Source organism: Komagataeibacter intermedius TF2 (assembly GCF_000964425.1).
In the GTDB taxonomy this organism is placed as follows: Bacteria; Pseudomonadota; Alphaproteobacteria; order Acetobacterales; family Acetobacteraceae; genus Komagataeibacter; species Komagataeibacter intermedius.
Map to the genome: position 1 here is coordinate 1 of NZ_BANF01000062.1, position 25,793 is coordinate 25,793.

Consider the following 25,793-nt stretch of genomic DNA (forward strand, 5'->3'; position numbering starts at 1 on the left):
CACAACACCCAGGCCGCCCAGTACCATGAGGCCGGGCTGGATGCCGCGGCCATCACCAATACCGCCCTTGAGGCGCTGGGTGTCGGAATCAGCATGACGCAGCCCTTGCTAAAGACAGCAAACGGACCGAAATCATGAACATTATGAAACATGTCCTGAAAACCACCTCGCTGGCGCTGTGCGCCGGACTGATGGCGGCACCGGTCGTCCCTGCCGTCCTCCCCATTCATGCAGCCCATGCGGCCAGCGCATCCGATGCGCAGGTGCAGGAGCCGATCAGGAGCCTGTATGCAGCGCTGGAGCGCGTGCAGGCCAAGGGCAGCGGTTCGTTCGAACAGCGTTCGCAGATGCTGGCCCCGGCGATTGACCACGCCTACAACATCGAGGCCGTGCTCGCATCCTCCATCGGGCCGCGTTACGCTGGCCTGAGCGATGACCAGAAGCAGACCCTGCTGACCACCTTCCGGCAGTTCACCATCGCCCGCTATGTTTCCAGCTTCAAGCCCGGCAGCGATGCCCGCTTCACCATCGACCCGACCGTAACCCCTTCGCCCGCCGGTAATGACCGTATTGTTGTAACACATATCGGGTCGTCCGATGACCCGAGCGGGACCGAAATCAACTACGTCATGCGCTCCGGCCCGAAGGGCTGGCAGATCGTTGATGTGCTGCTGAACGCCCACATAAGCCAGGTCGCCGCCCAGCGCGCCGACTTCAGCTCTGCGCTGTCGGGCGGCAATGTGCAGAAACTGACGAATCTGCTACAGAAAAAAATCAAAACGTTCTCGGAAGAGTGATATTACACTCATCTGACACCGTTTTCTAACTTGCTCCATACGCGGGACCTTGCCGGAAAGATAATGTCTGTTTTCAACGCTCTTGTTTCACCCGCCGGACTGGCCGCAACCGTTGCGGCCGCCGGGTGCATGCAGGCAGCGCTTGGCACTTTTCTGGTCTCGCGTTTCCGATGGCAGGAAAAACGCGTGGACCGGACGGTGCCCATGCCTCCGGTCTCCGTGCTCAAGCCCCTCCACGGCGATGAACCGCTGCTGGAGGAAGCGCTTGAAAGTTTCTGCACGCAGGATTACCCGCAGATGCAGATCGTCTTTGGCGTACAGTCCGAAGACGATGCGGCGATTCCGATCGTACACCGCCTGATGGAACGCCATCCGGATGTGCAGATGGAACTGGTGGTTGACCCGACCTTCCACGGCGTCAACCGCAAGATCGGCAACCTGATCAACATCATGACCCGCGTGAAGCATGATGTTCTGGTCATTTCCGATTCGGATATTCACGTTGCCCCCGATTACCTGCGGCATGTGGTGGGCGCGCTGGTACCGTCCAATGTCGGGCTGGTCACCACGCTGTATGCCGGGCTTCCGGCGTCCCCCACCGTGCCGCGCCTGCTGGCCGCATGCCAGATCAACCACAATTTCCTGCCCGGCGTCATGCTGTCGCGCTACCTCGGGCGGCAGGACTGCCTGGGCGCGACCATGGCGCTGCGGCGGTCCATGCTGGAAGAAATTGGCGGACTGGAAGCACTGGTGCCCCATGTGGCCGATGATGCGATCCTGGGCCGCTACGTACGCGACCGTGGCAAGGATATCGCCATTGCCGCGTGCATGACATGGACCACTGTGGGCGAGACCTCGATGCGCGAGGTACTGGCGCATGAACTGCGCTGGGGCCGGACCGTCAAGACGCTGGAACCGGCGGGATACGCCGCGTCCGCCATCCAGCTGCCCCTGTTCTGGGCCACCGTGACCGTGCTTGTCGCACCGCACGCGGCCTGGACATGGTTCTTCTTTCTTGGTGCATGGGGATGGCGGGCCGTGTGTTCCTTCATCCTGGACCGGACGCTTGCGCAACGCAGCCTGCTGCCGTTACTGCTCCTGCCGCTGCGTGACTGGCTTTCGGCCGCCATCATGGTGGGCAGTGTCACGGGCACGCGGGTTGCATGGCGCGGGCAGACGATGCATGTCACACCACATTCGGTCATGACACCACGATCGCAACCGGCTTCCCCCGGTGACTGACCCGCCCCCAGCAGGCTGAACTGCTTGAGAATTCCAACCCTGTAGTCAATAAGAACGGGTATAAGGGAACCCTCTTCCCCGCCAGAGCCCGAGGATACGCGTAGCATGATGAAAACCCTGTTTCTCCAGCCGCCTTCGTTTGACGGATTCGACGGTGGGGCCGGTTCCCGCTATCAGGCCAAGCGGGAAATCAAGTCGTTCTGGTATCCGACGTGGCTGGCGCAGCCTGCCGCCATGGTCGAAGGCAGCCGCCTGATCGATGCGCCGCCCGCACGCATGGGCATGGAGCCGATCCTGGAAGACGTGCGCAACCGTGATCTGGTCGTCATGCACACCTCCACCCCGTCCTTTGCATCCGATGTGCGCGTAGCCCAGATGCTGAAGGACGCGAACCCGAAGGTGAAGATCGGCATGGTCGGCGCCAAGGTGGCCGTGCAGCCCGAGGAAAGCCTGCTGAACGCCCCGCCGGTCGATTTCGTGGCCCGTAACGAATTCGACTTCACCATCAAGGAAATGGCGGAAGGCCGCGACTGGAAAGATGTCGATGGCATCTCCTGGCGCGATGCGGATGGCAAGATCGTCCATAACCGCGACCGCGCCATGATCGAGGACATGGACAGCCTGCCGTTCGTGACCGAAGTATACAAGCGTGACCTGAAGATCGAGGATTACTTCATCGGGTACCTGATGCACCCGTACATCTCGATCTATACCGGCCGTGGCTGCAAGTCGCGCTGCACCTTCTGCCTGTGGCCGCAGACGGTGGGTGGCCATCACTACCGCACCCGCAGCCCCGAGCACGTGGCCGCCGAAATCCGCCTGGCGAAGCAGTATTTCCCGCAGGTGAAGGAATTCTTCTTCGACGACGATACCTTCACCGATGACCTGCCGCGCGCCGAAGCAATCGCCAGGGAACTGGGCAAGCTGGGTGTGACGTGGTCGTGCAATGCAAAGGCCAATGTGCCCCGCAAGACGCTGGAAGTGCTGAAGGCCAATGGCCTGCGCCTGCTGCTGGTCGGTTACGAAAGCGGCAACCAGCAGATCCTGCACAACATCAAGAAGGGCATGCGCGTCGAGACGGCGCGTGAGTTCACCAAGAACTGCCACGAACTGGGGATCAAGATCCACGGCACCTTCATCCTCGGCCTGCCGGGCGAAACGAAGGAAACCATTCAGGAAACCATCAAGTTCGCCACCGAGATCAACCCGCACACGCTGCAGGTTTCGCTGGCAGCACCATATCCCGGCACGTTCCTGCACAAGCAGGCGACCGAGAACGGCTGGCTGGATGAAAAGAACGCCGAACTGATCGACGATAACGGCGTGCAGATCGCACCGCTGCACTACCCGCACCTGTCGCATACGGAAATCTTCCAGAGCGTGGAAGAATTCTACCGGAAGTTCTATTTCCGTGCGCCCAAGATCGCCTCGATCGTGAACGAGATGGTCCGCAGCCCGCAGATGATGAAGCGCCGCCTGCGCGAAGGGGTGGAGTTCTTCCAGTTCCTGCGCGAACGCCGCGCCGCCTGATCGGGCTGCCTGCGATTACCCTATGCCGGGACCTTCGGGTTCCGGCATTTCTTTTGTCATGCCACCCGGTTTCCCATCATGAAGCGCGTCATCATATCCGCCGATGATTTCGGCCTGTCCGAAGAAGTAAACGAGGCGATCGAGATCGCCCACCGGGACGGATTGCTGTCGACTGCCAGCCTTATGGTATCCGGCCCTGCAGCGGCTGACGCCGTGCGTCGTGCAAAAAAACTGCCGGACCTGCGCGTGGGGCTGCATCTGGTCGCGATCGAGGGACCGGCAACCCTGCCGCCAGCCGATATCCCGCTGCTGGTACCGCAGGACGGGCAGTTCCCGTCTGACCAGCTGAAGCTGGGGGTGGAATATTTCTTCCGCCCTGCCGTGCGCCGGGAACTGGCTGCCGAGATCGAGGCCCAGTTCCGTGCCTTTGCCGCGACCGGCCTTGCACTGGACCACGCAAATGCGCACAAGCACATGCACCTGCACCCCACCGTGGGGCGGTACATGATCGAAAGCGGGCTACGCCACGGCCTGCGCGCGATCCGCGTGCCACTGGAACCGCCCGAACCGCTTTATGCCGCCGGCACCTATACCGATACGCTGGGGGATGCGGCGCTACGCCGCTGGACCGGCCTGCTGCGCCATCAGGCGCACAAGGCGGGACTGGTCACAAATGACTGGTGTTTCGGGCTGGCGTGGAGCGGCCACATGACGACTGACCGCGTATCCGCTCTGGCAGCACACCTGCCGGACGGCCTGTCGGAAATCTATTTCCACCCGGCCACGGCAAAGAACAAATTATTGCAAAAGCTCATGCCCACCTATGAGCACGAGGCGGAATTCCGCACGCTATGCGCGCCCGGTTTCCGCTCCGGCCTGGCCCATTCGGGGACCATACCCACCACATGGACGGATGTGGCCCGCGCATCGTGACGGGCCACGCCTGACAGCCGGGCAGATCAGCCGAGGTTGCTCTTGACCCATTCCTTGAGCTGGCTCTTGGGCAGGGCGCCGGTCTTACTGGCAACCGGTGCACCGTCCTTGAACAGGATCAGCGTCGGAATGCCGCGCACGGCATAATTGTTGGGCGTGTTGGGATTGTCGTCGATATTGACCTTGGCGACGGTCATCCTGCCCTTGAATTCAGCCCCGATTTCATCCAGCGCCGGGGCGATCATCTTGCACGGGCCGCACCATTCCGCCCAGAAATCGACCAGAACCGGCTCCTTGGAGTCCAGAACCTTCGTCTTGAACTGGTCATCGCTGACCGCAACCGTGTTTTCACTCATCACTCAAAACTCCTTCATGGCGGCCAGAACCGCCGCCCTGTCCTGCTGACATGGCCATGCCGACGCATGGGGTCAAGTCGTAGCCCGACCCGCACCTGTCAGGTCCGGCGCATACCGGTCCAGTAACGTAGCAGGCAGGATGTCAACGCGCACGCCCTCCGTCCAGACCAGGGCGCACACCACCTGCCTGCCGGGATAGACCCCACGCAACAGGGCACGGTAGGCCGCCATCTGCCGCAGGTACAGCACTGGCGTGCTGTCAACGTCCGCCGGGGGGGTGCGGTTTGTCTTGAAATCACACACCGTCACCGTATCCGCGTCGACCGCCATGCGGTCCACCTGTCCCACGATCACCTGCTGGCCCACGATACCGGCCAGTGGCTGCTCCGCCCGGCTGCCGGGGGCAAACAGGGTGGCAAGACGGGGCATGTCCATGACCGCAAGGACCTGCGTCACCAGTTCTTCGCACTGTTCGGGGTCCAGTCCCGCCGCCGGGCGCGACAGCCATGACCAGGCAAGTTCCGCCCGTTCATCCTCCGGGCAATCCGGCAGATATTGCAGCAGGGCATGCACAAGTTGCCCGCGTTGCAGGGCACGGGCGCGCTGACCCGCCGGGTCGGCCCGGTCGCGCACGGTGCTGGCGGATGCCAGCGGCGACCGCACGGCAGGCTGCGGGCCAAGGGCAACATCATCGGGACGACTGGGGGCCAGCGGGCGGGCCAACGGCCCTTCCGTGACCGGCATGACGGGCCGCCACAGCGGGGCATGGCCCATCCATGCGGGCAGGTCATGCGCTGGCGCAACCGCAACCGGTTCCTGACCGGCGCGCGGTGCCCGCGCGGGCGGGACCGTGCGCGCTTCCTCCAGCACGAGGCTGTCCCCTTCCCAGCCGAGGTCGAAGGGACGGGCGGTGGCACCTGCGCTTTCAAACCCCTGCCGGCACAGGTCATACCAGCAGCCATCGGGCACGCCGCGCCGGGGTTCCCACCCGCAGATCACCAGCCGGTCGCTTGCCCGGGTCAGGGCGACATACAGCAGGCGGTTATATTCCTCCGCCGCTTCCCGGCGTATCTTCTCCTGCACGGACGCTGTCACATCCGTGGCCAGTTCACGTCGTGGTACCCATATCGGGATATCGAGTCCCGTCACGGAATCGGTTTCCCACAGGATATTGGTATCGGAACGGGGCGTTGCGATCGTATCGGGCAGGATGACAAGACGCGCCTGCAGCCCCTTCGCCCCATGCGCCGTCATGACGCGCACCATGTTGGCCGATGCATCGGGTTCATGCCGCACGGTTTCATCCGATGCATGCAGCCAGTGCAGGAACCCCTGCAGGGAAATGGCGTGCGTTTCCTCAAACCGCAGTGCTGCGGACAGCAGTTCGTCAACCGGCTCCACCGCTTCCGGCCCAAGGCGGGCCAGAAGCCGGGCACGGCCACCCAGCGGGCCAAGGGCTTCGGCCAGAAGCTGGTACGGCGTCGCGTAATCAACCTGCCGGAACAGGGTATCGAGGATATGCCACGCGGCGGTCCAGTCGGGCCGTTCTGCATGGCGCGTCCGCAGCACCGCCCAGAGCGGCTGCCCATCGCGCCCCGTCGCCAGGTGCATGAGCGAGTCGTCATCCAGCCCCCCGATGGGGGATGTCAGCACGCAGGCCAGCGTCAGGTCATCCTGCGGCAGCAGAAGCGCCGCGCACAGCGCCATCAGGTCCTGCACCGCAAGCTGGTCGGTCAGCACGGTGCGCACCAGTGTCGCCACCGGCACGTCATTGCTTTTCAGCGCCCGGATCAACGCACGTGCGAAGGCGGAGCGACGGGGCACGAGGATCAGCACGTCACCGGGCGCCAGCGGCGTTTCCCCGGGTGCGGGCGGCGTGCCCAGCTGTCGGGCGATCCAGGCCGCCAATGTATCGGCCAGACGCTGCTGGGCCGTGGACTGCCCGGCATTGTGGGTGGGGGCCATCCACGGGCTTATGTCCGTCTCATCAGGTTCCACCGGCACGGGGGGCCATATTTCCACGCATCCACCCTGCCCCGGTCGCGCGGTGACATGGGCTGGAATGGTGCCGTCCGGTTCCACCACGCCCCGGGCGGCGGCGGGATTGGCGAACACGCTGTCCACCAGTTTCAGCACGGGTGCGGTGGAGCGGAAGGAAACGGTCAGCGCCGGTTCGCGCCATATGGCCCGGGCGGCGGCGGCATTGCGGCGGAACCGCTGCCGCCATGCGCGAAAGGCCTCCGGGTCGGCCCCCTGAAAGGAATAGATCGACTGCTTGTAATCCCCCACCGCAAAAATGGTGCGCGGACAGCCGTCATCATCATGCGTGCCTTCACCGGCAAAGAATTCCGATGTCAGGCCACCGGCAATGGCCCACTGGTCGGGTGATGTGTCCTGCACCTCGTCAAGCAGCAGGTGGTCGATCCCGCCATCCAGCTTGTACAGCACCCATGCCGCGCCGGGATCATCCAGCAACTGCAGCGTGCGGTCGATCAGGTCATCATAATCAACCATGCCCTGCGCGTCCTTGCGCGTGGCGTAGCGTTCCAGCACCGGCTGGGCCACGGACAGCAGGGCACAGGTCAGTTCAAACACCGTAATGGCGCGCAACTGCTGGTCGATGCCGATAACCCGCGCGGCTTCCGCGCCAAGACGGTCGGCCAGACCGGGACAGGCGGTATCCATCCTGGGATTAAGGCCGCCACGCTTTCGCGGCTCCCCCTTCTGCGTCAGCAGGCCGCCCCGCCATGCAGACCAGTCCGCCGCGCGGGCGGCCACGTCCTGACCCAGCCATGCCAGCATGGTGTCCGCCTGCGCCCGGACGCTGGCCGATCCCTCCCGCGCCACGCGACGTAGCCCGTCACGCAAAATATCCTCGTCGGGGATCGTGGCGCAGGCATTGCGCAAGACCTCATCCACGCTGCGCCCGCTTATGCCCAGCAGGCGCATGAGGGCCGATTCCACCCCGCCCCGGTCCATCACCCAGCGGCGCGCCACCGGCAGCATGCGACGCGACTGGGCCTGCAGCCGGGAAATCAGCGCGGTAAAGTCCCCCACCCCGATCTGTCCTGCCAGCATGGCGACGGCGGGACCACCCTGCCCCACCACATCCTCCACCGCCGTGCGCTGGGCCAGGCGGGCATCGGTTTCCTCGATCAGGGTAAAATGCGGGCTGATCGCGGCTTCCACCGGAAAACGCCGCAGCAGCGACTGGCAGAAGGCATGGATGGTGCCAATGCGCATGCCACCGGGAAGGTCCAGCACGCGGGCGAACAGTTCGCGCGCCACGCGGCGGGTTTCCTCCCCCGTCGGCACGGACAGGCGCGCAAGCTCACGGTCCAGATCCGCATCGGGCAACATGACCCACTGCCCCAGACGGTTCTGCAGGCGGATGGACATTTCCGCCGCCGCCGCCTTGGTAAAGGTCAGGCACAGGATACGGGCGGGATCGCTGCCGGGCACGCGCGTCATGACGCCATCACGGTCGGGCACGTCACGCGGCAGCATGAGGCGCAGCAGCCGGTCGATCAGCAGCTTTGTCTTGCCACTGCCGGCGGAGGCGGAAACGAATACCGATGCCTGCGGGTCGGATGCCTCCGCCTGGCTACGGTTGGCGATGTCGATGGCGGACGCCATGCCGTCACCCTTCATCATGGCTTCGTTCATCCGCCATTTTCCTCGCGCGCGGCACTCCATTCCGCCACGCGGGCCAGATGGGCGTAATCGGCAAAACGGGGTTCTTCGCCGGGGAAGGGATGGGACAGATAAGGCTGGTCAGGATTGTCATAGGCCGTCACCAGGTCACGCAGCCCCTTCCTGCAGCCCGCGATCAGTTCCGCCAGTTCCGCGCCACGCGCCACGTCCAGTACCTGTGCGGGAACATGGCCGCCGGTCAGGCGCCAGTACACCAGTTCCGCCACCGTACCCGCGACGGGGGGTGGAAACCCGCCACATTCGATCATCGCCGCCTCCAGCACCAGCTGCGACTGCCAGCCTTCCATCACGCTGCGCCGGGTGGGCAGCGTGCCGGTCTTGTAGTCAAACAGGCTCAGGCCGCCGTCGCCATGCAGATCAATCCGGTCCGCGCGCCCCCGCAGGGTGAACGGCCCAGCGGGCAGGTCCTCCAGCCGCATCTTACCTGCCAGTTCCGTCAGCACGGTACGGGGGCCGCCGGTGGCGCGGCGCGTTTCCTCGGCCTGCGCGCACCATGTGGCAATGCGGTCCAGCCGGGGCGCCCACCATGCCGCAAGGGCGGGACGCAGGGCTGCCTCGCGCAGTACATCGGCGAAGACGTCGCGCATGCGGGCAGCGCCATCATGGGGCCAGTCAGCGGGATGGGCACGGAACCACCGGTCCAGCGCGGCATGTACGATCTGCCCGTAATCGGCGGCATCGGCCAGTTCCTCCAGATCCGCAAGCGGGCGCAGCCGGAGGATACGCCGCGCGTAAATGGCGTAAGGGTCGCGCATCCATGTCTCGATTTCCGTCACCGACAGGCTGCGCGGGCGCAGGCCCACCGCCGGACGCGGCCGTGGCGGCGCAACGGGCACCGCCGCCCCGTCCGGCCGGTCAAGGCTGTCCAGCCAGCGCAGCGCCGGGTGCGCGGGCAGGCTGTGGCCATGTCCCGCCAGATAGGCATCCAGCCGCACCAGCCACCGCGCGGGCACCGTTGGCGCACCCTGCCGCCGGGCCGCCAGCGACAGCACCACATCGGGCGCGGCACAGGCGCAGGACACGAAATCATGCGCGGCCTGACCAATGGCCCATTCGGGTGATGGCAGGCCGACACGCGTGCGCATGGGGCGGCTCATCCACGGGCCGGGATCGGTCGCGGGTGGCCAGACGGTTTCCACCAGACCACCCAGCACGATGGTATCCGCCGTCTGCAGCCGGGCCTCCAGCAGACCCCAGATGAACACGCGCGGATGCACCGCCGTCCCCTCACGCCCGCGCACGGCGCGCCGTCCCTGCACCGTCATGCCCGCAAGGGACGAGGCCAGCAGCCCGTCCAGCGCGCCCAGACGGGCATCAGGCAGGACATCGCACCACGCCAGCATCGCACTCATATGCTGACCCAGCGCGTTGCCTTCCTCGCCTGCCCACAGCCGGTCCGCGCCATCCGTGGTATCGGTCGCGGCCAGCGCCTGCGCGGTTTCAACCAGTGCCGCCAGCAGGACGGATACCGGCACCAGCGTGCTGCCCGGCAGGGCCAGCAGCGGACCAAAGGCGGTTTCCAGACGGGTGAGGAACGCGTTTATTTCCTCTGGCGCATCCGGGGCGTCGGCCAGCGCGCCATGCGGGTCATCGGCCGCGCGCGCCAGTGCACGGCGCAGCCCCGCGATACCCGGCGGCGGGGCCGGGCCACGCAGGACAAGGCGTTCAAGCTGTCGCGCACTGGCGCGGCAGTTGCCCGGCGACAGCCCGCACGCCGCCAGCGGGTGCTTGATGACGGACAGAAGGGCCACCGGCGACAGGCCGCCATCCACCGCCTGCACGATCAGCCGCAGGAAGGCGGTCTGTGGCACGGTCAGCAGGCTTTCGCCCGCGCTGTCATCGGCAATGACGCCCCAGCGCACCAGTTCCGTCGCCACCCGTCCGGCCAGCGCCCGGTCGGGGGTGACAAGGGCCGCCCGCCGCCCCGGCTGTTCCAGCACCTGCCGCAGCACCATGGCGATCGCGGCGGCTTCCTCCTGCTGGTCGGCGCTGCGCAGGACCGACAGGCCATCGGCCGCCACGGGCGCATCCGGTGCACGCCAGCGCTCCAGCGCATGGGCAGGCAGCAATGCGCGGGCCAGCAGGCTGGCGCGGGAGACGGGGCTACTGGCCTCGCCACCATCGGTCAGGGTGTCCCACTGTTCCATGCATGTGCGTTCAATGCCCAGTTCGGCCAGCATATGCGCCGTGCCGGCCTGCGGGTGGTCGGGCGGCAGGCGCTGCCAGACTTCATCATCACAATCCATGTCCACACCGGGCAGCACCAGCAATCCGTCGGGCAGGGACATGACAGCGCGCAGCATGGCGATGGTGGAGGGCACGGCATCGGAAAAACCGGCGGCCCAGATGGGGTACCCTGCTGGTGGCGGCGTCTCCATCCACCGCGCGGCCTGTGCGTGCAGCAGGCCGGTCTGGCGGGCGACGGGGTTCATCACCCCCTGTTCCGCCAGCCATGCGGGCCACACACTGGTCACGATGGACAGGAATTTCAGCGTCTGGTGCCAGTGCTGGGCAAAGTCACCTTCCGCCGCATGGGGCAGGCGTTCGCACAGGTCGCATTCCGCCCATTCCGCCTCATCCATCAGGTCCGCCAGCGCGCGCGCCAGCGGCCATGCCTGGTCCACGCCCTGCACATCGCCAAACGCCCTGCCCGCCTGCATGACCAGCAGCGTCAGCGTCGCCAGCCGCCGCACGGGGTCTACCGCAGGCGGCAGGTCCAGCGCACTGCACCCCGACAGCGCCAGCGATGCCTCATCCAGCGCCGCAATGGGCGCAATGCGGGGCAGCAGGATGGGACGGCCATCAACCTGACGGACGAAGGCTTCGGTCAACGCACGGGCGGCACGACGGCTGGGCAGCAGGATCAGGCCATTGCCGCAGGCCTGCGCATCATGGCCCGCCTGTTCCAGCCAGCGGGCGGCGATCTGGTCGACAAACGGCACATGGGACGGCACGACCGCCGTCCGCCCCCGCACGCAGGCGGTCGTGGGTCCGGTCATATATCGTTATCCGAATCCGGGTTCAGGGCGGAATGCAGCACGCGTTCCGCCGCATTTATATCGGCGGGACGGGACAGGTGGAACCACAGCGAATCATGCACGATCACCCCCAGCCTGCCCGCCTCCATCGCGCGGTCCCATAGCCTGTTCATGCTGAACCCGCCTTCCGGCGCGCCATCAAACAGGGCGGGAGAGACGATCTGCACGCCCGTAAAGACATAGGGCGTGATTTCCCCCGCACGCGGGCGACGGGGCACGCCATGCGCGTTCACCGCGAAATCCCCGTTCCCGACTTCCCCCACCGCACGCGTCATGGGGCCCAGCAGCAGCATGGCGTCCATGCGATCGGGATCAAACGCCGCCGCCAGCCGGCGCAATGCGGGCACAGGACCATTGAGCCACATGGCATCGCCATTGAGCAGGAAGAACGGCCCCGGCCCCAGCCGCCCCGCCCGCAGGGCGGCCGCCGCGCTGCCCCCGGTTTCCAGCAGGGCGGGTTCGGGCTGTTCAATGGTCAGCGGCCCAAGACCTGCCTTACGCCGCGCGGCAAGGGCTGCGTGGATGTCATCGGGCCGCCAGTGGGCATTGACCACGACCTGCTGCACGTCACAGGCCTCCAGCCGGTCCAGCACGTGATCAAGAATGGGCTGTCCCGCCACGCGCAGCAGCGGCTTGGGCACCGATTCGCTCAGCGGCCGCATCCGCCGTCCCATACCCGCTGCGAAAACCATGGCGGTACGTGGCATGTTCACGCCCATTATGCCCCTCCTGTCCCGAAAGCGGCTGATTGCGCCAGCCGCATATCCCATCCCTCCAGCCGGGCGATACGCCCGCCCGCCGCATCTGGCGCAAGGGTGATGCGCAATGCATCAGATGGGCTCAGCACGCCCAGACGCTGCGGCCATTCCACCACGACGATGCCTTCGCGTGCATCGTCCCATCCCAGTTCATGCAGGCCCTCCGGCCCGTCGAGGCGCCACAGGTCAAAATGCGCGACTTCGGCCACGGGGGCGTCATAGACCTGCACCAGCGTGTAGGACGGGCTTGGCACCTCCATGTCCTCATCCCCGCACAGGCCGCGCAGCAGCGCACGCGCCAGCGTGGTCTTGCCCGCCCCCAGATCCCCCTCCAGCAGCACGCAGTCGCCCGCACGCAGCATACCGGCCAGCGCGTGGCCAAGCCGCGCGGTCGCCTGCGCATCGGGCAGGGAAATTTCACGCATGGATGGTCCCGTCCCCTGCTTTTGCACGATTATATGTCATGACCCGATTGTGCCCCCCCATCGCGGCCACGCACAAGGGGCGACGGACAGGATGCACCAAAGCGCTTGCGCCAGCGCCGACAACAACGCAAAACCGTACGTAACATATGTCTACACACCCGATCACGGACCGCGGAACACCAGAACCTGACATGACCATGCCTTCCCCCACCCACACCACCGATGTCGCCATTATCGGCGCAGGCCCCGCGGGCCTGTTCGCCGCGTTTGAATGCGGGATGCTCAAGCTTGGCTGCATCATCATCGATGCGCTGGATGAAATCGGCGGACAGTGCGCGGCGCTGTATCCGGAAAAACCGATTTATGACATCCCCGCCCACCCCGCGATCGAGGGTGGCGCACTGATTGATGCGCTCGACCGCCAGATCGCCCCGTTTGACGTGCCCCGCCTGCTGGGCCGCCGGGTGGAAAGCCTGGAGGGCACGCGCGGCGGTTTCCGGCTGGGCACATCCCGCGGGGATGTCATCGCCGCGCATGCGGTCATCATTGCTGCGGGTGCGGGCGCGTTTGGTCCCAACCGTCCCCCGCTGGACGGTCTGGCCGCGTTCGAGCAGACGGGTGGCGTGCAGTATTTTGTCCGCCGCCGCGCCGATTTCGCGGACAGGGACGTGCTGATCGCAGGCGGTGGCGATTCCGCGGTGGACTGGGCGCTGTCCCTGCGCGATGTCGCGCGCAGCGTGAAGCTGGTCCACCGGCGCGACCGCTTCCGTGCCGCCCCCGAAAGCCTGCGCCAGCTTGACGAAGCCGTGGCACGCGGCGAAGTCGAGAAGATCATCGGCTACCAGCTGCATGGCCTGCATGGCGCGGACGGGCAGCTGACCGGCGTGGACCTTGCGACACTGGACGGCACGGTGCGGCATGTAGCGTGCGATCACCTGCTGCCCTTCTTCGGGCTGGCGACCGATCTCGGCCCGATCGCACAGTGGGGGCTGGACACCATACGCGGCACCATTCCCGTCACCCCGTCCACCTGCGAAAGCAGCCTTCCCGGCATTTTCGCCGTGGGCGACGTCGCAACCTATCCCGGCAAGCTGAAGCTGATCCTGCAGGGCTTTACCGAGGGGGCGATGGCCGCCCATGCCATCCATCCCATCGTCCACCCCGACACGGCGCTGCATTTCGAGTATTCAACCAGCAAGGGTGTGCCCGCAGGCTGATTCCAGCCATCCGGTCCTGTCATAACAGAAACGGTTGACCATTCCCGCGTCGTGGCGCATCCCCGGTGTGTCGATGATGGAAGTAAGGATGAAACTGTGAAAGTGATCGTTCTGGGCGCCGGTGTGGTGGGCGTGACGACGGCATGGTACCTGGCAAAGGCCGGGCATGAAGTCACGGTCGTTGACCGCCAGCCCGCTGCGGCCATGGAAACCTCCTTTGCCAATGCGGGACAGATTTCACCGGGGTTTTCCTCACCTTGGGCGGAACCGGCCCTGCCGGTGAAGGTACTGCGGTGGATGGCCAGCCGCCACGCGCCCATGGTGGTCCGCCCACGTATCGACTTCGCCATGATGCGCTGGATCGAGCAGCTTCTGGCCAACTGCAACATGCATGATTACGACATCAACAAGTCACGCATGCTGCGGATTGCACAATACAGCCGCGACTGCCTTGATGCCCTGCGCAAGGACACCGGCATCACCTATGATGATGGACAGCGTGGCCTGATCCAGCTTTTCCGCACGCAGAAGCAGGTCGACCATGCCGCCCGCGACATGGCCCTGCTGGACCAGGCGGGCATTGCCCACGAATTCCTCAGCCCGGATGAAATCGCCCGGAACGAACCCGGCCTGTCGGAAAACCGGCACCTGTTCACGGGCGGCCTGCGCCTGCCAGGTGACGAAACGGGCGACTGCCACATGTTCACCCAACGCCTGGCGCAGAAGGCCGAACAGGAACTGGGCGTCACCTTCCATTATGAAACCACCATCGAGGCGCTTGATGCCTCGGCGACGGATATCTTTGGCGTCCGCACATCCGCAGGCCGCATGACGGCGGATGCCTATGTCGTGTCCATGGGCAGCTATTCGCCGCTGCTGCTGCGTCCGCTGGGCGTGCGCCTGCCGGTCTATCCCACCAAGGGGTATTCCCTGACGCTGCCGGTGACCGACGCGGCGCGCGCGCCCCTGTCCACCGTATGTGACTCGACCCACAAGGTCTCCATCACCCGTCTGGGCGACCGGATCCGCATTGGCGGCACGGCGGAACTGGCCGGCTACAACCTGCGCCTGAGCCGTGACCGGCGGGAACTGCTGGAACTGTCCTTTTCGGAACTGTTCGGCGCCAGCGGCGACCTGTCACAGGGGGCATACTGGACCGGCCTGCGCCCCAGCACGCCAGACGGCACGCCCGTCATCGGCCCAGCGGGACGTTTTTCCAATCTGTGGCTCAATACCGGCCACGGCACGCTGGGCTGGACCATGGCCTGCGGGTCGGGCCGCGTACTGTCCGACCGGATGAGCGGCAAACGCACCGAAATCCCCTGTCTGGACCTGTCCCTGGACCGTTACACCACGACCTGAGACATGGTCTTCACATAACAGATTGATGAAAAAACGATAGAATGTTTGGGGGCGTCGCCTTTTCAAAAAGGCGACGTTTTTTAGCTTTCGGTCGATTTACAGGATGTTTCACCAGCAGACTTTTAAAACAGTCCGCCAGCCTGCCGGACGCTGACCATAAAAAAAGCCCGGTTATCAAACCGGGCTTTTTTCTTGGCTATCCCTGCCAGTATCACGAGGATACCGGCAAGAATGCAGTAATGATTACTGCGCCGCCGGAGCAGCCGGAGCCGCATCCGTGGATTCCGCCTTCTTCGCACCGTGGTGACGGCCGCTGTGATGGTGGCTACCGTGATGCTTCGCCTTCTTGGCGCCAGCTTCGGCAGGAGCGGCACCTTCAGCTGCGTCAGGTGCGTGTTCCGGTGCGGAAACGGCCGGGGTGGTCGGTTCGGGCGTCTGGGCCATGACGGGGGCGGCGACACCCATGACGGCAACGGCGGACAGGGCAGCCAGGAAGCGACGGGGGGAAACGATCATATAAAAATACTCCAACAAATCAGGAATTCTGATCCTAATGCGTCTATCGGGCGACGAATCGGTACACCCGGGCCGACCCTCTTGCTGTAACATGTCGCAGGGGGATCGTCTCGGATTAAAATTCTTAAATTTATTAGGAATGTCTTACTTTTGCCCCATGGTGACCGCAATCTCAAGAACTGAAACGTAACTAAAGATTACAGTCACCACACCGGGCAGGCAGCAGATCAGTCAACCGCGCCGGAACGTTCGCGCTTCTTGCGTTCATGCGGGTCAAGGTAGCGCTTGCGGATACGCACGGCGGACGGGGTGACCTCGACCAGTTCATCATCCTCGATATAGGCGATGGCCTGCTCCAGGTTCATCTTGCGCGGCGGGATCAGCAGCAGGGCCTCGTCCTTGCCGGCGGCACGGATGTTGGTCAGCTTCTTTTCACGGATCGGATTTACTTCCAGATCATTCTCACGCGAATGCTCGCCAATGATCATGCCGACATAGACCTTTTCGCCCGCATCGACGAACAGGGTGCCACGATCCTGCAGCGAGAACAGCGAATACTGCGTGGTCGCGCCATCTTCGGACGAAATCAGCGAACCGTTCCGACGGCCGGCAATCGGGCCGACATAGGGCTGGTACCCATGGAACAGGCGGTTCATGATGCCCGACCCACGCGTATCGGTCAGGAATTCGCCATGGTAGCCGATCAGCCCGCGCGACGGGATCAGGAAGCTCAGGCGCACCTTGCCGCCGCCAGACGGCTGCATGTCCTGCATGATACCCTTACGCAGCGCCATCTTTTCAACCACGACGCCCGAATACGGCTCGTCCACGTCAATCAGGACTTCCTCGAACGGCTCTTCGCGCTCGCCGGTTTCCTCGTTGGTGCGGAACAGCACGCGGGGACGACCGATGGTCAGTTCGAATCCTTCGCGACGCATCTGCTCGATCAGGACGCCAAGCTGCAGTTCGCCACGACCAGCGACTTCGAAGGCCTCGCTCTCGGGGCTTTCGGACACGCGGATGGCGATGTTGCCTTCCGTTTCCTTGAACAGGCGGTCACGGATCTGGCGCGACGTGACCTTCTTGCCTTCACGGCCACCAAGCGGGCCGTCATTGAGGCGGAAAGTCATGGACAGCGTCGGCGGGTCAACCGGGGTGGAGGGCAGCGGTTCCTTGACTTCCGGAGACGCGATGGTCTCGGGAATCGTCGCTTCCGACAGGCCGGCCACGGCCACGATGTCACCGGCTTCGACTTCTTCCACCGGCACGCGGTCAAGCCCACGGAAGGACAGCAGCTTGGTCAGGCGGCCGGTTTCCACAACCGAACCATCGGGACGCAGCACATGCACCGGCATGTTCATCTTCGCCGTGCCCTGCTCGACACGACCGGTCAGCACGCGGCCAAGGAAGTTGTCGTTTTCCAGGATGGTGGCGACCATCGCGAACGGCGCATCCTTTTTCACGTGCGGCGGCGGCACATGACGCAGGATCAGGTCGAACAGCGGGGACAGGTCCTTGCGCGGGCCATCGATTTCCGTATCCGCCCAGCCCTGACGGCCCGAGGCGTACAGCATGGGGAAATCAAGCTGTTCGTCATTCGCGCCAAGGGCTGCGAACAGGTCAAAGATCTCGTTATGGACTTCATCGGGACGGGCGTCGCCACGGTCGATCTTGTTGACGACCACGATCGGCTTCAGGCCGCGCGCCAGCGCCTTGCCCACCACGAACTTCGTCTGCGGCAGCGCGCCCTCGGCGGAGTCGACCAGCACGACCGCGCCGTCAACCATGCTCAGGATACGCTCCACCTCGCCGCCGAAATCGGCATGGCCCGGGGTGTCGATGATGTTGATGCGGGTATCCTTCCACACGACGGACGTGCACTTGGCCAGGATCGTGATGCCACGCTCACGCTCCAGGTCGTTGCTGTCCATGGCACGTTCGGCAACGTGCTGGTTGTCACGGAAGGAACCGGACTGTTTCAGAAGCTGATCGACCAGTGTGGTCTTGCCATGATCGACGTGCGCGATAATGGCGATATTGCGGATATCCATAAGTGCTCTTGACCTGACTTTCCTTGGCGGACGCCATAAGGGGGCGCAGCGGCACATGCGGGGGGCACCCGTGCGTGCGGCGGCGTAATGAGTGGCTGCTGCGTGCGTAGATAAAGCGGAAAAGCGCGGATTGCACGCGAAACTTCGTGCCCGCGCCCATCACACGCCCGGCAGAACGCGCCCTGTGGATCAGAAATCCATGTCCTGACGCATGTTCATGAGCGGCCGCGCACCGTAATGCGAGATGACTTCCGACGCCGCGACACTGCCCAGACGCCCGCATTCCGCCAGCGTCCGGTCCGATGTCCAGCCCGCCAGGAACCCCGCGGCATAGGCGTCACCCGCGCCCGTGGTATCGATCACCTGCGTGCGGACGCTGTCGATCACAATGCGCTGCTGGTCCTGAATAATGATGCTGCCCCGTTCGGACCGGGTCAGGACGGCGAAATGCGTCTCGGCCGAGACAAGGCGTGCGGCCTCGTCAAAATCATCGGTCTGGTACAGGGCGCAGATCTCGTCCTCGTTGGCGAACAGGATGTCGATATGCCCGCGCACCAGTTCGTGGAAGGCATGGCGGTGACGGTCCACGCAGAACCGGTCGGACAGAGACAGGGCGACCTTGCGCCCGGCGTCATGCGCAATGCGGGCGGCCGTGCGGAAAGCTTCCTGCGCATCGGGCGGATCGAACAGGTAGCCTTCCATGTAGATGACCTTCGATGCACGCACGACATCAACCAGCACGTCTTCGGGGCTGAAGGTGACGCATGCGCCCAGATAGGTGTTCATGGTGCGCTGGCCATCGGGCGTGACCAGAATGATGCAGCGCGCGGTGGGATGGTTTTCCCCCGCGTCACCCTGCAGCGGGGAAGACGGGAAATACACGCCCGCCGCCTGCATGTCGGCAGCAAAGGCCTGTCCCGGCGCATCCGCCGCCACCTTGCCCAGATAGGCCACGCGCGCGCCCATGTTGGACGCCACCACGCAGGTATTGGCGGCGGACCCGCCGCCCATTTCCTTTTCACGCCTGATCTGGGCATACAGCGCCCTGGCGCGGTCGGCGTCGATCAGCGTCATGCTGCCGGGCGTCATGCCGTTATTCTGCGGGAAGGCCGCGTCCACCGGTGCCAGGACATCGACAATCGCATTGCCGATACCCAGCAGATCAAACCGGCATTCCGCCGCCTGTCCCGTATTTTCCATCTTCTGTTCCACTACCCGTCATCAATTCAGTCACATGTGCGGAAAGAGCGTCCGGACGCCATGAAATAACCCATTTTTTCCCGCATGGTCCGGCCCATCGCTATCATTGGTGGGTAAGCAGCGCAACGCATGATGTTTTTTATGCACCGCTGTTCCCCTCAACGCCTCTTGTCGGCATGATGGGGGGGCGTATAACCGTTGCTAAGGGGGGGCTGCGGCCTGCAACACCAGCCCGCCGAAAGCGTATCTTCCGGTTCCGGGGCGCAACCCGTCCCGATACAGCATAACCAAGCGGGGTAATATTGTTTAGACGACGCAAGCCAGCAGAAACCCAGCCACCCGCCCCGACCACGCCCCCCGCGCAACAGCCGGGCCGTCCAGCCACAGGCGGTGGCTCCTCTCCCTCAACCACACCTGCAAGCAAGGAAAAGACATCTATGGCCCGCCCCCCCTTCCCGCCTACGCCCAACGCCCCTCCCGCGCCCGGCGGGGCACGTCCCGGCGCGCCGGGTGCCGCCGTCGCCAAGAAGGAAAATGACCGACGCACCCTGGTGGTGGGCCGTGGCATCAGCGTGCAGGGTACGATTCAGGACGCCGAGCGGCTGGTTGTGGAAGGCACGGTTGAATCTTCCCTGATCAACGCATCCGAGCTCCAGATCGCGCAGGGCGGCGTGTTCAAGGGCGAAGTCGAGGTTGAGGACGCCGAACTGGCTGGCACGATCGATGGTACGCTGACGGTGCGCGGCAGCCTGACCATCCGTTCGACCGGTCGGCTGCTGGGCAAGGCCAAGTGCCGTCGCCTGAAGGTGGAAGATGGCGGTCAGGTCACTGGCCAGCTGGAAATGATCACCACCCCTGCGGCACCGGCAGCAGCTCCGGCCACGCCGCCGCGTCCGGCTGCTGAATAAGCATCCCGATCCGCCCGTACCCCGGGCGGATACAAAAAACGCCAGTGGCAGCAATGCCCTGGCGTTTTTTAATGCAATCCCTGTGGGGAATGGTCAGGCGACGTTATCGCGGCGGTCCCGCAATTTGACATAGGCAAGCTGCGCATGTTCCGCACAGTACGGCTTGCCCGGCAGGGGGGTAGCGCCACAGAAGTGGAAACCCGGCGTGCCCGGATCACCCAGCGGCCAGCAGCAGGACTGGCTGCTGCGACGCCTGGGTTCACTGACCGGACGCAGGGCGGCCTTGGTCGCGCGGGTTGCGCGCGGCGCGGGAGCTGTTTCCGCCGCTGCCGGGGCCGCAGGCTTGGGCTGTGGTGCAGGCGTCGGGGCGGTCTGCGCTTTTGCAGGCGCCTTTTGCAGTGCCGGAGGCGCGGCAGGCGTTACGGCAGGTGCCGCAGCCTCGGCCGCAGGTGTCGTGGGCGTGCTTTCAACGGCGGGTTCCGCCGCCGGGGATGCCGCTGTGGTCGCGGCCGGCGCGGAAGCCGTCTTCGCCGCACGCCGGATGGGCGATGGACGTGGTTTCAGGCCCAGACGGTGTGCCTTGCCAACCACCGCGTTCTTGGTCACGGATAGCTGACGCCCGATTTCTGCTGTCGACAAGCCCTGCTGCCACAGATCACGCAGGCGCGCGATCGTCTCCTCGGTCCATTCCATCGCCATCGTTCTGCACTCCTTACGCGGAATGGTGGGAAATTAGGCTCATACCGTGCCCGACTCAACTGTCAGGGCACAGATTCTTGTGGACGATTCTGCGCATAACCTGTTTGCAACCCCGGTAAAACCGCGCCGGAGCCGCAAACCGGGTCAGTCGTGGATCAGCCTGACCTTCCCACCCGCGACACCCATGGTCAGGCGACCTGCCTTGAGTTCACGCGCCAGCTTGCCAAACACCTCGTTCCGCCAGCCATGAAAGGCGGGAATATCCGCCGCATCATCCAGAGCGAACCGGTCCAGATCCTCGGACGACGCCACCAGCTTGGGGGCGACCCGATGCGTTTCGCAGCAACTGGCCAGCAGCACCTTCAGCAGGGCGATCAGCGCAGGTGACGGACGCTGCGCATCCTTCGCCCGCCCCTTTGGTAAGCGCGGCAGGGTCGCTTCGGGTTCCGCAACGGCCTGCGCCACCGTTTCCAGCAGGGCCTGGCCACTGCGTCCTTCGGCAAAACCGCGCGAGACACCACGCACGCGGGCCAGCGCATCAATCGTGGCAGGGGCTGTTGCCGCGATTTCCATCAGGCTCTCGTCCTTCAGCAGCCGCTGGCGCGGGACGTTGACGCGCTGGGCCTCCCCCTCCCTCCACGCGGCAACCGCGCGCAGGATACCCAGCATCCGGCGGTTGTTGGTGCGCGGACGCATCTTTTCCCACAATGTCAGTGGGTCAGGGCGGAACGTGGTCGGATTGTTCAGGATATCCAGTTCCGCCGCGACCCAGTCCAGACGCCCTTCACGTTCCAGCTGGACCAGCAGCTTTTCATAAACCAGCCGCAGATACGTAACATCCGCCGCCGCATACCCGATCTGGGCCGGAGACAGCGGACGCGCCGCCCAGTCGGAAAAACGGTGCGACTTGTCTATCTGCACACCCAGCAGGGAGGAAACAAGGTTGTCGTACCCAACCTGATCGCCATATCCCGCCACCATGGCCGCGACCTGCGTATCGAACAGGGCGGCAGGCAGATGGTCGAACAGGTGCAGGAAAATTTCCAGATCCTGCCGCGCGGCATGGAAGACCTTGACCACGCTGGCGTCATCCAGCAGCGCGCCCAGGGATGTCAGGTCGATCCCCGGGGCGGTCGTGTCGATCACGACCACGTCTTTCTCCCCGGCCAGCTGCACCAGACACAGCTCAGGCCAGTAGGTGCGTTCGCGCACGAATTCGGTGTCGATCGTCACAAATGGCTCATGCCGCAGTCTCGCGGTTACAGCCTCAAGCTCCGCTGTGGTGGTCACCAGCACAGGGGCGGGAAATTCGGGTCGGGATACACGTGCCATTCCGTGCAGTTATCATGCCTGCACCCGATTGCGAAAGCGGGCAAAACCGCATGCCGCCCCCCTGTATTTCCGTTGACGGCGACCTGCCCCTTCCGGCATCAGCCACTCATCTTTTCCTGTTATTGACGGACGCCCCATGAATACCCGCCCCACAACCGATGACGGCAGCCAGTTCCTGACCCAGCTGGGCCAGAACAGCCAACAGCCCAACAGCCCGGAAGAAGCCAGGCTGGAACGCGTGCCCGCCCCCCAGCGCGGACGCAATTACGTCGTGCGCTTTACCGCGCCGGAATTCACATCGCTCTGCCCTGTCACCGGACAGCCAGATTTCGCGCATATCGTCATCGACTACATTCCCGATGAATGGATTGTGGAAAGCAAATCGCTCAAGCTGTTTCTGACCAGCTTCCGCAATCATGGCGCGTTCCATGAACAGTGTTCCATGCAGATCGCAACCACGCTGGTTGACGTGCTGAAACCGGTCTGGCTACGGATCGGGGCGTACTGGTATCCGCGCGGCGGCATGCCGATTGACGTTTTCTGGCAGACCGGCGCCCCACCCGAAGGCGTGTGGATTCCCGCGCAGGACGTGCCCGGCTATCGCGGTCGCGGCTGAGAAACTGTCTGAAAAGTCCGCAGATCCCGGAGGTATTTCTGGTGACGCTTTCCTGCGATACCTTGAAAAATGTCGCCTTTTTGAAAGAAGGCGACATCCGGAAACTTTTGTCATTCCATGCGGCAGATACTTCCAGACCGCTCCTGACGGACAGGCATAAAAAAAAGCGCCCCGTGCAAGGGCGCTTTTTCGCAGGTCCATTGTAATCCGGCCCTGACTACAGGGCAGGAAAACCCGTTAGATGGACATGGCCGGAATGGCGGACTGTCCGGCCTCGATCTCGGCACGGGCCGACTGGATCTTGTCCATGAGGATATCAAGCGCGGGCACGTTCATCTTGTCCGCTTCCTCATAGGATTTTTCCAGGGCGGCAAGACGCGCTTCCGCATCGTCAACGGACACGTCTTCCACCTTCAACGCCCGGTCGGCAAGGATGGTGCAGTGGGTTGGCGCAATATCGGCAAACCCACCCGCCACGAAGAAGCGGTGCATCACCACATCACCTTCATACACATCAACCACGCCACCGCGCAGTGTCAGCATAAGCGGCGCATGTTCCGGCATTGCCGCGATGTCACCTTCGGACCCCGGCATGACAACCATATCGGCGTCATGCGCGAACAGCACCTTCTCCGGACTGACAATCTTGACCTTAATGGACATGGTCTATCTTCCTTGCGTCAGGGGGTCGGGGTTCAGGCCGATTCCTTCATTTTCTCGGCCTTGGCCACCGCTTCCTCGATCGCACCGACCATGTAGAAGGCACCTTCGGGCAGGTGGTCATATTCGCCAGCCACGATCGCCTTGAACGAACGCACCGTATCTTCCAGCGAAACCAGCTTGCCCGGCGCACCCGTGAACACTTCGGCCACATGGAACGGCTGGGACAGGAAGCGCTGGATACGACGCGCGCGCGCCACGATCAGCTTGTCGTCTTCCGACAGTTCGTCCATGCCCAGAATGGCGATGATGTCCTGCAGGGACTTGTAGGTCTGCAGGATACGCTGCACGTCACGCGCCACCTGGTAATGCTCGTCACCGACGATCTTCGGGTCAAGCGAACGGGACGTGGAGTCCAGCGGGTCAACAGCCGGGTAGATACCCATTTCCGCGATGGAACGGTTCAGCACCGTGGTCGCGTCAAGATGGGCGAAGGTCGCGGCAGGCGCCGGATCGGTCAGGTCATCGGCGGGAACGTAAACGGCCTGCACCGAGGTGATCGACCCCTTCTTGGTCGAGGTGATGCGTTCCTGCAGCGCGCCCATTTCGGTCGCCAGCGTGGGCTGGTACCCCACGGCGGACGGAATACGGCCCAGCAGCGCAGACACTTCAGCGCCAGCCTGCGTGAAACGGAAGATGTTATCGACGAAGAACAGCACGTCCTGGCCTTCGACATCACGGAAGTATTCCGCAACCGTCACACCGGACAGGGCGACACGGGCACGCGCACCCGGCGGCTCGTTCATCTGGCCATAGACCAGCGCCACCTTGGACCCTTCGGTCGAATCGCCATCAAGCTTGATGACGCCCGCATCCTGCATTTCGTAATACAGGTCGTTACCTTCACGGGTACGTTCACCAACACCGGCAAAGACCGACACGCCGCCATGCGCCTTGGCGATGTTGTTGATCAGTTCCTGAATGATGACGGTCTTGCCCACGCCGGCACCACCGAACAGGCCAACCTTACCACCCTTCAGGTACGGGCACAGCAGGTCGACAACCTTGATGCCCGTGGGCAGGATTTCGGTTGCGGCGGCCTGCTCGTCAAACGCGGGGGCGGCACGGTGGATCGGTGCGCGGCCTTCGGCCTTCACCGGACCACGGTCATCGATCGGATCGCCGATCACGTTCAGGATACGGCCAAGCGTACCCGGGCCGACCGGCACGGTGATCTGGCTGCCGGTAGCGGCGACTTCCGCACCGCGGGTCAGGCCATCAGTGGTATCCATGGCGATGCAGCGGACTTCGTGTTCGCCGATTTCCTGCGCCACTTCCAGCACCAAGGTCTGGCCGTTCAGCTGAACGTGCAGTGCCTCGAGGATATGCGGCAGCGTACCCTCGAACTGAACGTCAACAACGGCGCCGCGGACCTGCGTCACACGACCAACGACATTGCTTTTCTGCGCCTGCGTGGAGACAGGAGCCTCTTGAGTTGTGGTTTCCGACATGGGACAGCTCCTGTGAGCGTGAAGATCGATCCTCAGACAGCCTGGGCGCCCGAGATGATCTCGATCAGTTCATTGGTAATATTGGTCTGACGCGTACGGTTGTAGGTCAGGGTCAGACGGTCGATGGCCTTACCGGCATTCCGGGTCGCGTTATCCATCGCGGTCATCCGCGCGCCGTTTTCACCCGCCGCCGTTTCCAGCATGGTCGCATATAGCTGGACCTGCAGGTTGCGCGGCAGAAGGCTGGACAGCATCGTGGCCTCGTCCGGCTCGAACTCGTAGCTTGCGACGTCGGCGTTTTCCGTATTGTCGTTTTCCGGCAGCGCCAGCGGCACGATCTGCATTTCTGTCGGCGTCTGGGTCATGACATTCTGGAATCGGTTGTACACCAACGTGCAGACGTCAAATTCACCCTTTTCCAGCAGCGACGTGATCTGTTCTCCCAGTTCCGTAGCCGAGGAAAAGGGAATTTCCTTGCTTGCGGACAGGTGACGGTGGCCGATGATCAGATCGGCAAAGTCACGCGACAGGAATTCGTACGTCTTGCGCCCGACCGGCAGGATCTTGACGGTCTTGCCTTCCGCCTGAAGCCTGAGCACCAGATTTCGGGTCGTACGGTTGATGTTGGAGTTGAATGCACCGGCCAGACCACGGTCGCTGGACATCGGGATCAGCAGATGCACCTTGTCCTGACCCGTTCCGGTCAGCAGCGCAGGCTGTCCGCCTTCGCCCGCCACGCTGCGGGCCACTTCGGCCAGCATGCGGCGCATTGCATCAGCATAGGGCCGAGCGGCCGCCGCGCGGGTTTCAGCCCGACGCAGCTTTGCCGCCGCCACCATTTTCATTGCGCTGGTGATCTTTCGCGTCGATTTGACGCTGCCGATCCGTGCGCGCAGTTCCTTCAGGGAAGCCATGGTTGCCCGATCTT

Annotated in this window: 21 protein-coding genes; 8 read left to right on the top strand and 13 right to left on the bottom strand. The window is 64.1% G+C overall.

Annotated elements, in window-relative coordinates; genetic code table 11:
- Window positions 1-134: 134 nt before the first annotated feature.
- The 4 genes from B7449_RS10350 to hpnK all read left to right on the top strand — a co-directional run bounded on the left by B7449_RS10350 (window position 135) and on the right by hpnK (window position 4,502).
- Window positions 135-797 (top strand): ABC transporter substrate-binding protein, encoded by a 663-nt coding sequence (locus B7449_RS10350; RefSeq protein WP_039736483.1) that lies wholly within the window; start codon window positions 135-137, stop codon window positions 795-797.
- A 63-nt stretch (window positions 798-860) separates the two neighbouring features.
- Window positions 861-2,039, top strand: coding sequence for a bacteriohopanetetrol glucosamine biosynthesis glycosyltransferase HpnI (gene hpnI, locus B7449_RS10355; RefSeq protein WP_039736482.1), 1,179 nt, complete (start codon window positions 861-863; stop codon window positions 2,037-2,039).
- Between the two features lie 105 nt (window positions 2,040-2,144).
- On the top strand, window positions 2,145-3,569 hold the full coding sequence (gene hpnJ / locus B7449_RS10360; protein WP_039736481.1) for a hopanoid biosynthesis associated radical SAM protein HpnJ: 1,425 nt from the start codon (window positions 2,145-2,147) through the stop codon (window positions 3,567-3,569).
- A 78-nt stretch (window positions 3,570-3,647) separates the two neighbouring features.
- Window positions 3,648-4,502 carry a hopanoid biosynthesis-associated protein HpnK gene (gene hpnK / locus B7449_RS10365; protein ID WP_039736480.1) on the top strand — a complete coding sequence of 285 codons (855 nt, stop codon included), beginning with the start codon at window positions 3,648-3,650 and terminating at the stop codon, window positions 4,500-4,502.
- A 26-nt stretch (window positions 4,503-4,528) separates the two neighbouring features.
- On the opposite strand, the gene trxA is transcribed toward hpnK, so the two are convergent.
- From trxA to tsaE, 5 genes are all read right to left on the bottom strand, one after another.
- Entirely contained in the window at window positions 4,529-4,858 is a 330-nt protein-coding gene (gene trxA / locus B7449_RS10370) for a thioredoxin TrxA (RefSeq protein ID WP_039736479.1), read from the bottom strand.
- A 72-nt stretch (window positions 4,859-4,930) separates the two neighbouring features.
- Complete coding sequence (gene addA, locus B7449_RS10375) at window positions 4,931-8,524, bottom strand: double-strand break repair helicase AddA (RefSeq protein WP_039736478.1); 3,594 nt, start codon at window positions 8,522-8,524, stop codon at window positions 4,931-4,933.
- Window positions 8,521-11,571 carry a double-strand break repair protein AddB gene (gene addB / locus B7449_RS10380; protein ID WP_039736477.1) on the bottom strand — a complete coding sequence of 1,017 codons (3,051 nt, stop codon included), beginning with the start codon at window positions 11,569-11,571 and terminating at the stop codon, window positions 8,521-8,523. Before addB ends, addA begins: the two co-directional genes overlap by 4 nt.
- On the bottom strand, window positions 11,568-12,329 hold the full coding sequence (locus B7449_RS10385) for a nucleotidyltransferase family protein (protein WP_039736475.1): 762 nt from the start codon (window positions 12,327-12,329) through the stop codon (window positions 11,568-11,570). The genes addB and B7449_RS10385 overlap by 4 nt, the downstream gene beginning before the upstream one ends.
- Window positions 12,329-12,793, bottom strand: coding sequence for a tRNA (adenosine(37)-N6)-threonylcarbamoyltransferase complex ATPase subunit type 1 TsaE (tsaE, locus tag B7449_RS10390; protein ID WP_039736474.1), 465 nt, complete (start codon window positions 12,791-12,793; stop codon window positions 12,329-12,331). The genes B7449_RS10385 and tsaE overlap by 1 nt, the downstream gene beginning before the upstream one ends.
- Before the next feature lie 191 nt (window positions 12,794-12,984).
- Between tsaE and B7449_RS10395 the strand changes: the two genes are divergently transcribed.
- Both B7449_RS10395 and B7449_RS10400 read left to right on the top strand, forming a co-directional pair.
- The gene (locus B7449_RS10395) at window positions 12,985-14,010 is read left to right on the top strand and encodes an NAD(P)/FAD-dependent oxidoreductase (protein WP_039736473.1); all 1,026 of its coding nucleotides are present in this window, start codon (window positions 12,985-12,987) and stop codon (window positions 14,008-14,010) included.
- Window positions 14,011-14,106: 96 nt separating this feature from the next.
- Window positions 14,107-15,372: a D-amino acid dehydrogenase gene (locus B7449_RS10400; protein ID WP_039736472.1), complete on the top strand. Its 1,266-nt coding sequence runs from the start codon at window positions 14,107-14,109 to the stop codon at window positions 15,370-15,372.
- 243 nt (window positions 15,373-15,615) lie between these two features.
- Here B7449_RS10400 and B7449_RS10405 read toward each other — a convergent pair whose 3' ends face one another.
- The 3 genes from B7449_RS10405 to B7449_RS10415 all read right to left on the bottom strand — a co-directional run bounded on the left by B7449_RS10405 (window position 15,616) and on the right by B7449_RS10415 (window position 19,139).
- Entirely contained in the window at window positions 15,616-15,888 is a 273-nt protein-coding gene (locus B7449_RS10405; RefSeq protein WP_039736471.1) for a hypothetical protein, read from the bottom strand.
- 227 nt (window positions 15,889-16,115) lie between these two features.
- The gene (gene typA / locus B7449_RS10410) at window positions 16,116-17,939 is read right to left on the bottom strand and encodes a translational GTPase TypA (protein WP_010515499.1); all 1,824 of its coding nucleotides are present in this window, start codon (window positions 17,937-17,939) and stop codon (window positions 16,116-16,118) included.
- Between the two features lie 189 nt (window positions 17,940-18,128).
- Window positions 18,129-19,139 carry an adenosine kinase gene (locus B7449_RS10415; protein WP_039736496.1) on the bottom strand — a complete coding sequence of 337 codons (1,011 nt, stop codon included), beginning with the start codon at window positions 19,137-19,139 and terminating at the stop codon, window positions 18,129-18,131.
- Window positions 19,140-19,576: 437 nt separating this feature from the next.
- Here B7449_RS10415 and B7449_RS10420 point away from each other — a divergent pair, with 437 nt between their 5' ends.
- Window positions 19,577-20,047 (top strand): bactofilin family protein, encoded by a 471-nt coding sequence (locus B7449_RS10420; protein WP_039736470.1) that lies wholly within the window; start codon window positions 19,577-19,579, stop codon window positions 20,045-20,047.
- Window positions 20,048-20,140: 93 nt separating this feature from the next.
- On the opposite strand, the gene B7449_RS10425 is transcribed toward B7449_RS10420, so the two are convergent.
- Both B7449_RS10425 and rnd read right to left on the bottom strand, forming a co-directional pair.
- Window positions 20,141-20,746, bottom strand: a complete 606-nt coding sequence (locus tag B7449_RS10425) for a GcrA family cell cycle regulator (protein WP_039736469.1) — start codon at window positions 20,744-20,746, stop codon at window positions 20,141-20,143.
- Between the two features lie 144 nt (window positions 20,747-20,890).
- Window positions 20,891-22,078, bottom strand: a complete 1,188-nt coding sequence (gene rnd, locus B7449_RS10430) for a ribonuclease D (RefSeq protein WP_039736467.1) — start codon at window positions 22,076-22,078, stop codon at window positions 20,891-20,893.
- Between the two features lie 136 nt (window positions 22,079-22,214).
- Between rnd and queF the strand changes: the two genes are divergently transcribed.
- Window positions 22,215-22,694, top strand: a complete 480-nt coding sequence (queF, locus tag B7449_RS10435; RefSeq protein ID WP_039736466.1) for a preQ(1) synthase — start codon at window positions 22,215-22,217, stop codon at window positions 22,692-22,694.
- 237 nt (window positions 22,695-22,931) lie between these two features.
- Here the strand turns inward: queF and atpC are convergent, their stop codons facing one another.
- The 3 genes from atpC to B7449_RS10450 are packed head-to-tail and all read right to left on the bottom strand — an operon-like array spanning window position 22,932 to window position 25,779.
- Window positions 22,932-23,357, bottom strand: coding sequence for an ATP synthase F1 subunit epsilon (atpC, locus tag B7449_RS10440; RefSeq protein WP_010508957.1), 426 nt, complete (start codon window positions 23,355-23,357; stop codon window positions 22,932-22,934).
- A gap of 32 nt (window positions 23,358-23,389) precedes the next feature.
- Window positions 23,390-24,865 carry a F0F1 ATP synthase subunit beta gene (gene atpD, locus B7449_RS10445; RefSeq protein WP_039736465.1) on the bottom strand — a complete coding sequence of 492 codons (1,476 nt, stop codon included), beginning with the start codon at window positions 24,863-24,865 and terminating at the stop codon, window positions 23,390-23,392.
- Window positions 24,866-24,897: 32 nt separating this feature from the next.
- On the bottom strand, window positions 24,898-25,779 hold the full coding sequence (locus B7449_RS10450; protein ID WP_039736464.1) for a F0F1 ATP synthase subunit gamma: 882 nt from the start codon (window positions 25,777-25,779) through the stop codon (window positions 24,898-24,900).
- Window positions 25,780-25,793 lie beyond the last annotated feature (14 nt).

Excerpts from the sequence above, each read along its gene's own strand:
- typA (WP_010515499.1), bottom strand. The coding sequence starts at position 17,939 with ATGGATATCCGCAATATCGCCATTATCGCGCACGTCGATCATGGCAAG.
- addA (WP_039736478.1), bottom strand. The coding sequence starts at position 8,524 with ATGAACGAAGCCATGATGAAGGGTGACGGCATGGCGTCCGCCATCGAC.
- atpC (WP_010508957.1), bottom strand. The coding sequence starts at position 23,357 with ATGTCCATTAAGGTCAAGATTGTCAGTCCGGAGAAGGTGCTGTTCGCG.
- B7449_RS10450 (WP_039736464.1), bottom strand. The coding sequence starts at position 25,779 with ATGGCTTCCCTGAAGGAACTGCGCGCACGGATCGGCAGCGTCAAATCG.
- hpnI (WP_039736482.1), top strand. The coding sequence starts at position 861 with ATGTCTGTTTTCAACGCTCTTGTTTCACCCGCCGGACTGGCCGCAACC.
- atpD (WP_039736465.1), bottom strand. The coding sequence starts at position 24,865 with ATGTCGGAAACCACAACTCAAGAGGCTCCTGTCTCCACGCAGGCGCAG.
- B7449_RS10425 (WP_039736469.1), bottom strand. The coding sequence starts at position 20,746 with ATGGCGATGGAATGGACCGAGGAGACGATCGCGCGCCTGCGTGATCTG.
- hpnJ (WP_039736481.1), top strand. The coding sequence starts at position 2,145 with ATGATGAAAACCCTGTTTCTCCAGCCGCCTTCGTTTGACGGATTCGAC.
- B7449_RS10385 (WP_039736475.1), bottom strand. The coding sequence starts at position 12,329 with ATGGGCGTGAACATGCCACGTACCGCCATGGTTTTCGCAGCGGGTATG.
- B7449_RS10420 (WP_039736470.1), top strand. The coding sequence starts at position 19,577 with ATGGCCCGCCCCCCCTTCCCGCCTACGCCCAACGCCCCTCCCGCGCCC.
- addB (WP_039736477.1), bottom strand. The coding sequence starts at position 11,571 with ATGACCGGACCCACGACCGCCTGCGTGCGGGGGCGGACGGCGGTCGTG.
- hpnK (WP_039736480.1), top strand. The coding sequence starts at position 3,648 with ATGAAGCGCGTCATCATATCCGCCGATGATTTCGGCCTGTCCGAAGAA.
- trxA (WP_039736479.1), bottom strand. The coding sequence starts at position 4,858 with ATGAGTGAAAACACGGTTGCGGTCAGCGATGACCAGTTCAAGACGAAG.
- B7449_RS10415 (WP_039736496.1), bottom strand. The coding sequence starts at position 19,139 with ATGGAAAATACGGGACAGGCGGCGGAATGCCGGTTTGATCTGCTGGGT.
- B7449_RS10405 (WP_039736471.1), bottom strand. The coding sequence starts at position 15,888 with ATGATCGTTTCCCCCCGTCGCTTCCTGGCTGCCCTGTCCGCCGTTGCC.
- tsaE (WP_039736474.1), bottom strand. The coding sequence starts at position 12,793 with ATGCGTGAAATTTCCCTGCCCGATGCGCAGGCGACCGCGCGGCTTGGC.
- B7449_RS10395 (WP_039736473.1), top strand. The coding sequence starts at position 12,985 with ATGACCATGCCTTCCCCCACCCACACCACCGATGTCGCCATTATCGGC.
- rnd (WP_039736467.1), bottom strand. The coding sequence starts at position 22,078 with ATGGCACGTGTATCCCGACCCGAATTTCCCGCCCCTGTGCTGGTGACC.
- B7449_RS10350 (WP_039736483.1), top strand. The coding sequence starts at position 135 with ATGAACATTATGAAACATGTCCTGAAAACCACCTCGCTGGCGCTGTGC.
- queF (WP_039736466.1), top strand. The coding sequence starts at position 22,215 with ATGAATACCCGCCCCACAACCGATGACGGCAGCCAGTTCCTGACCCAG.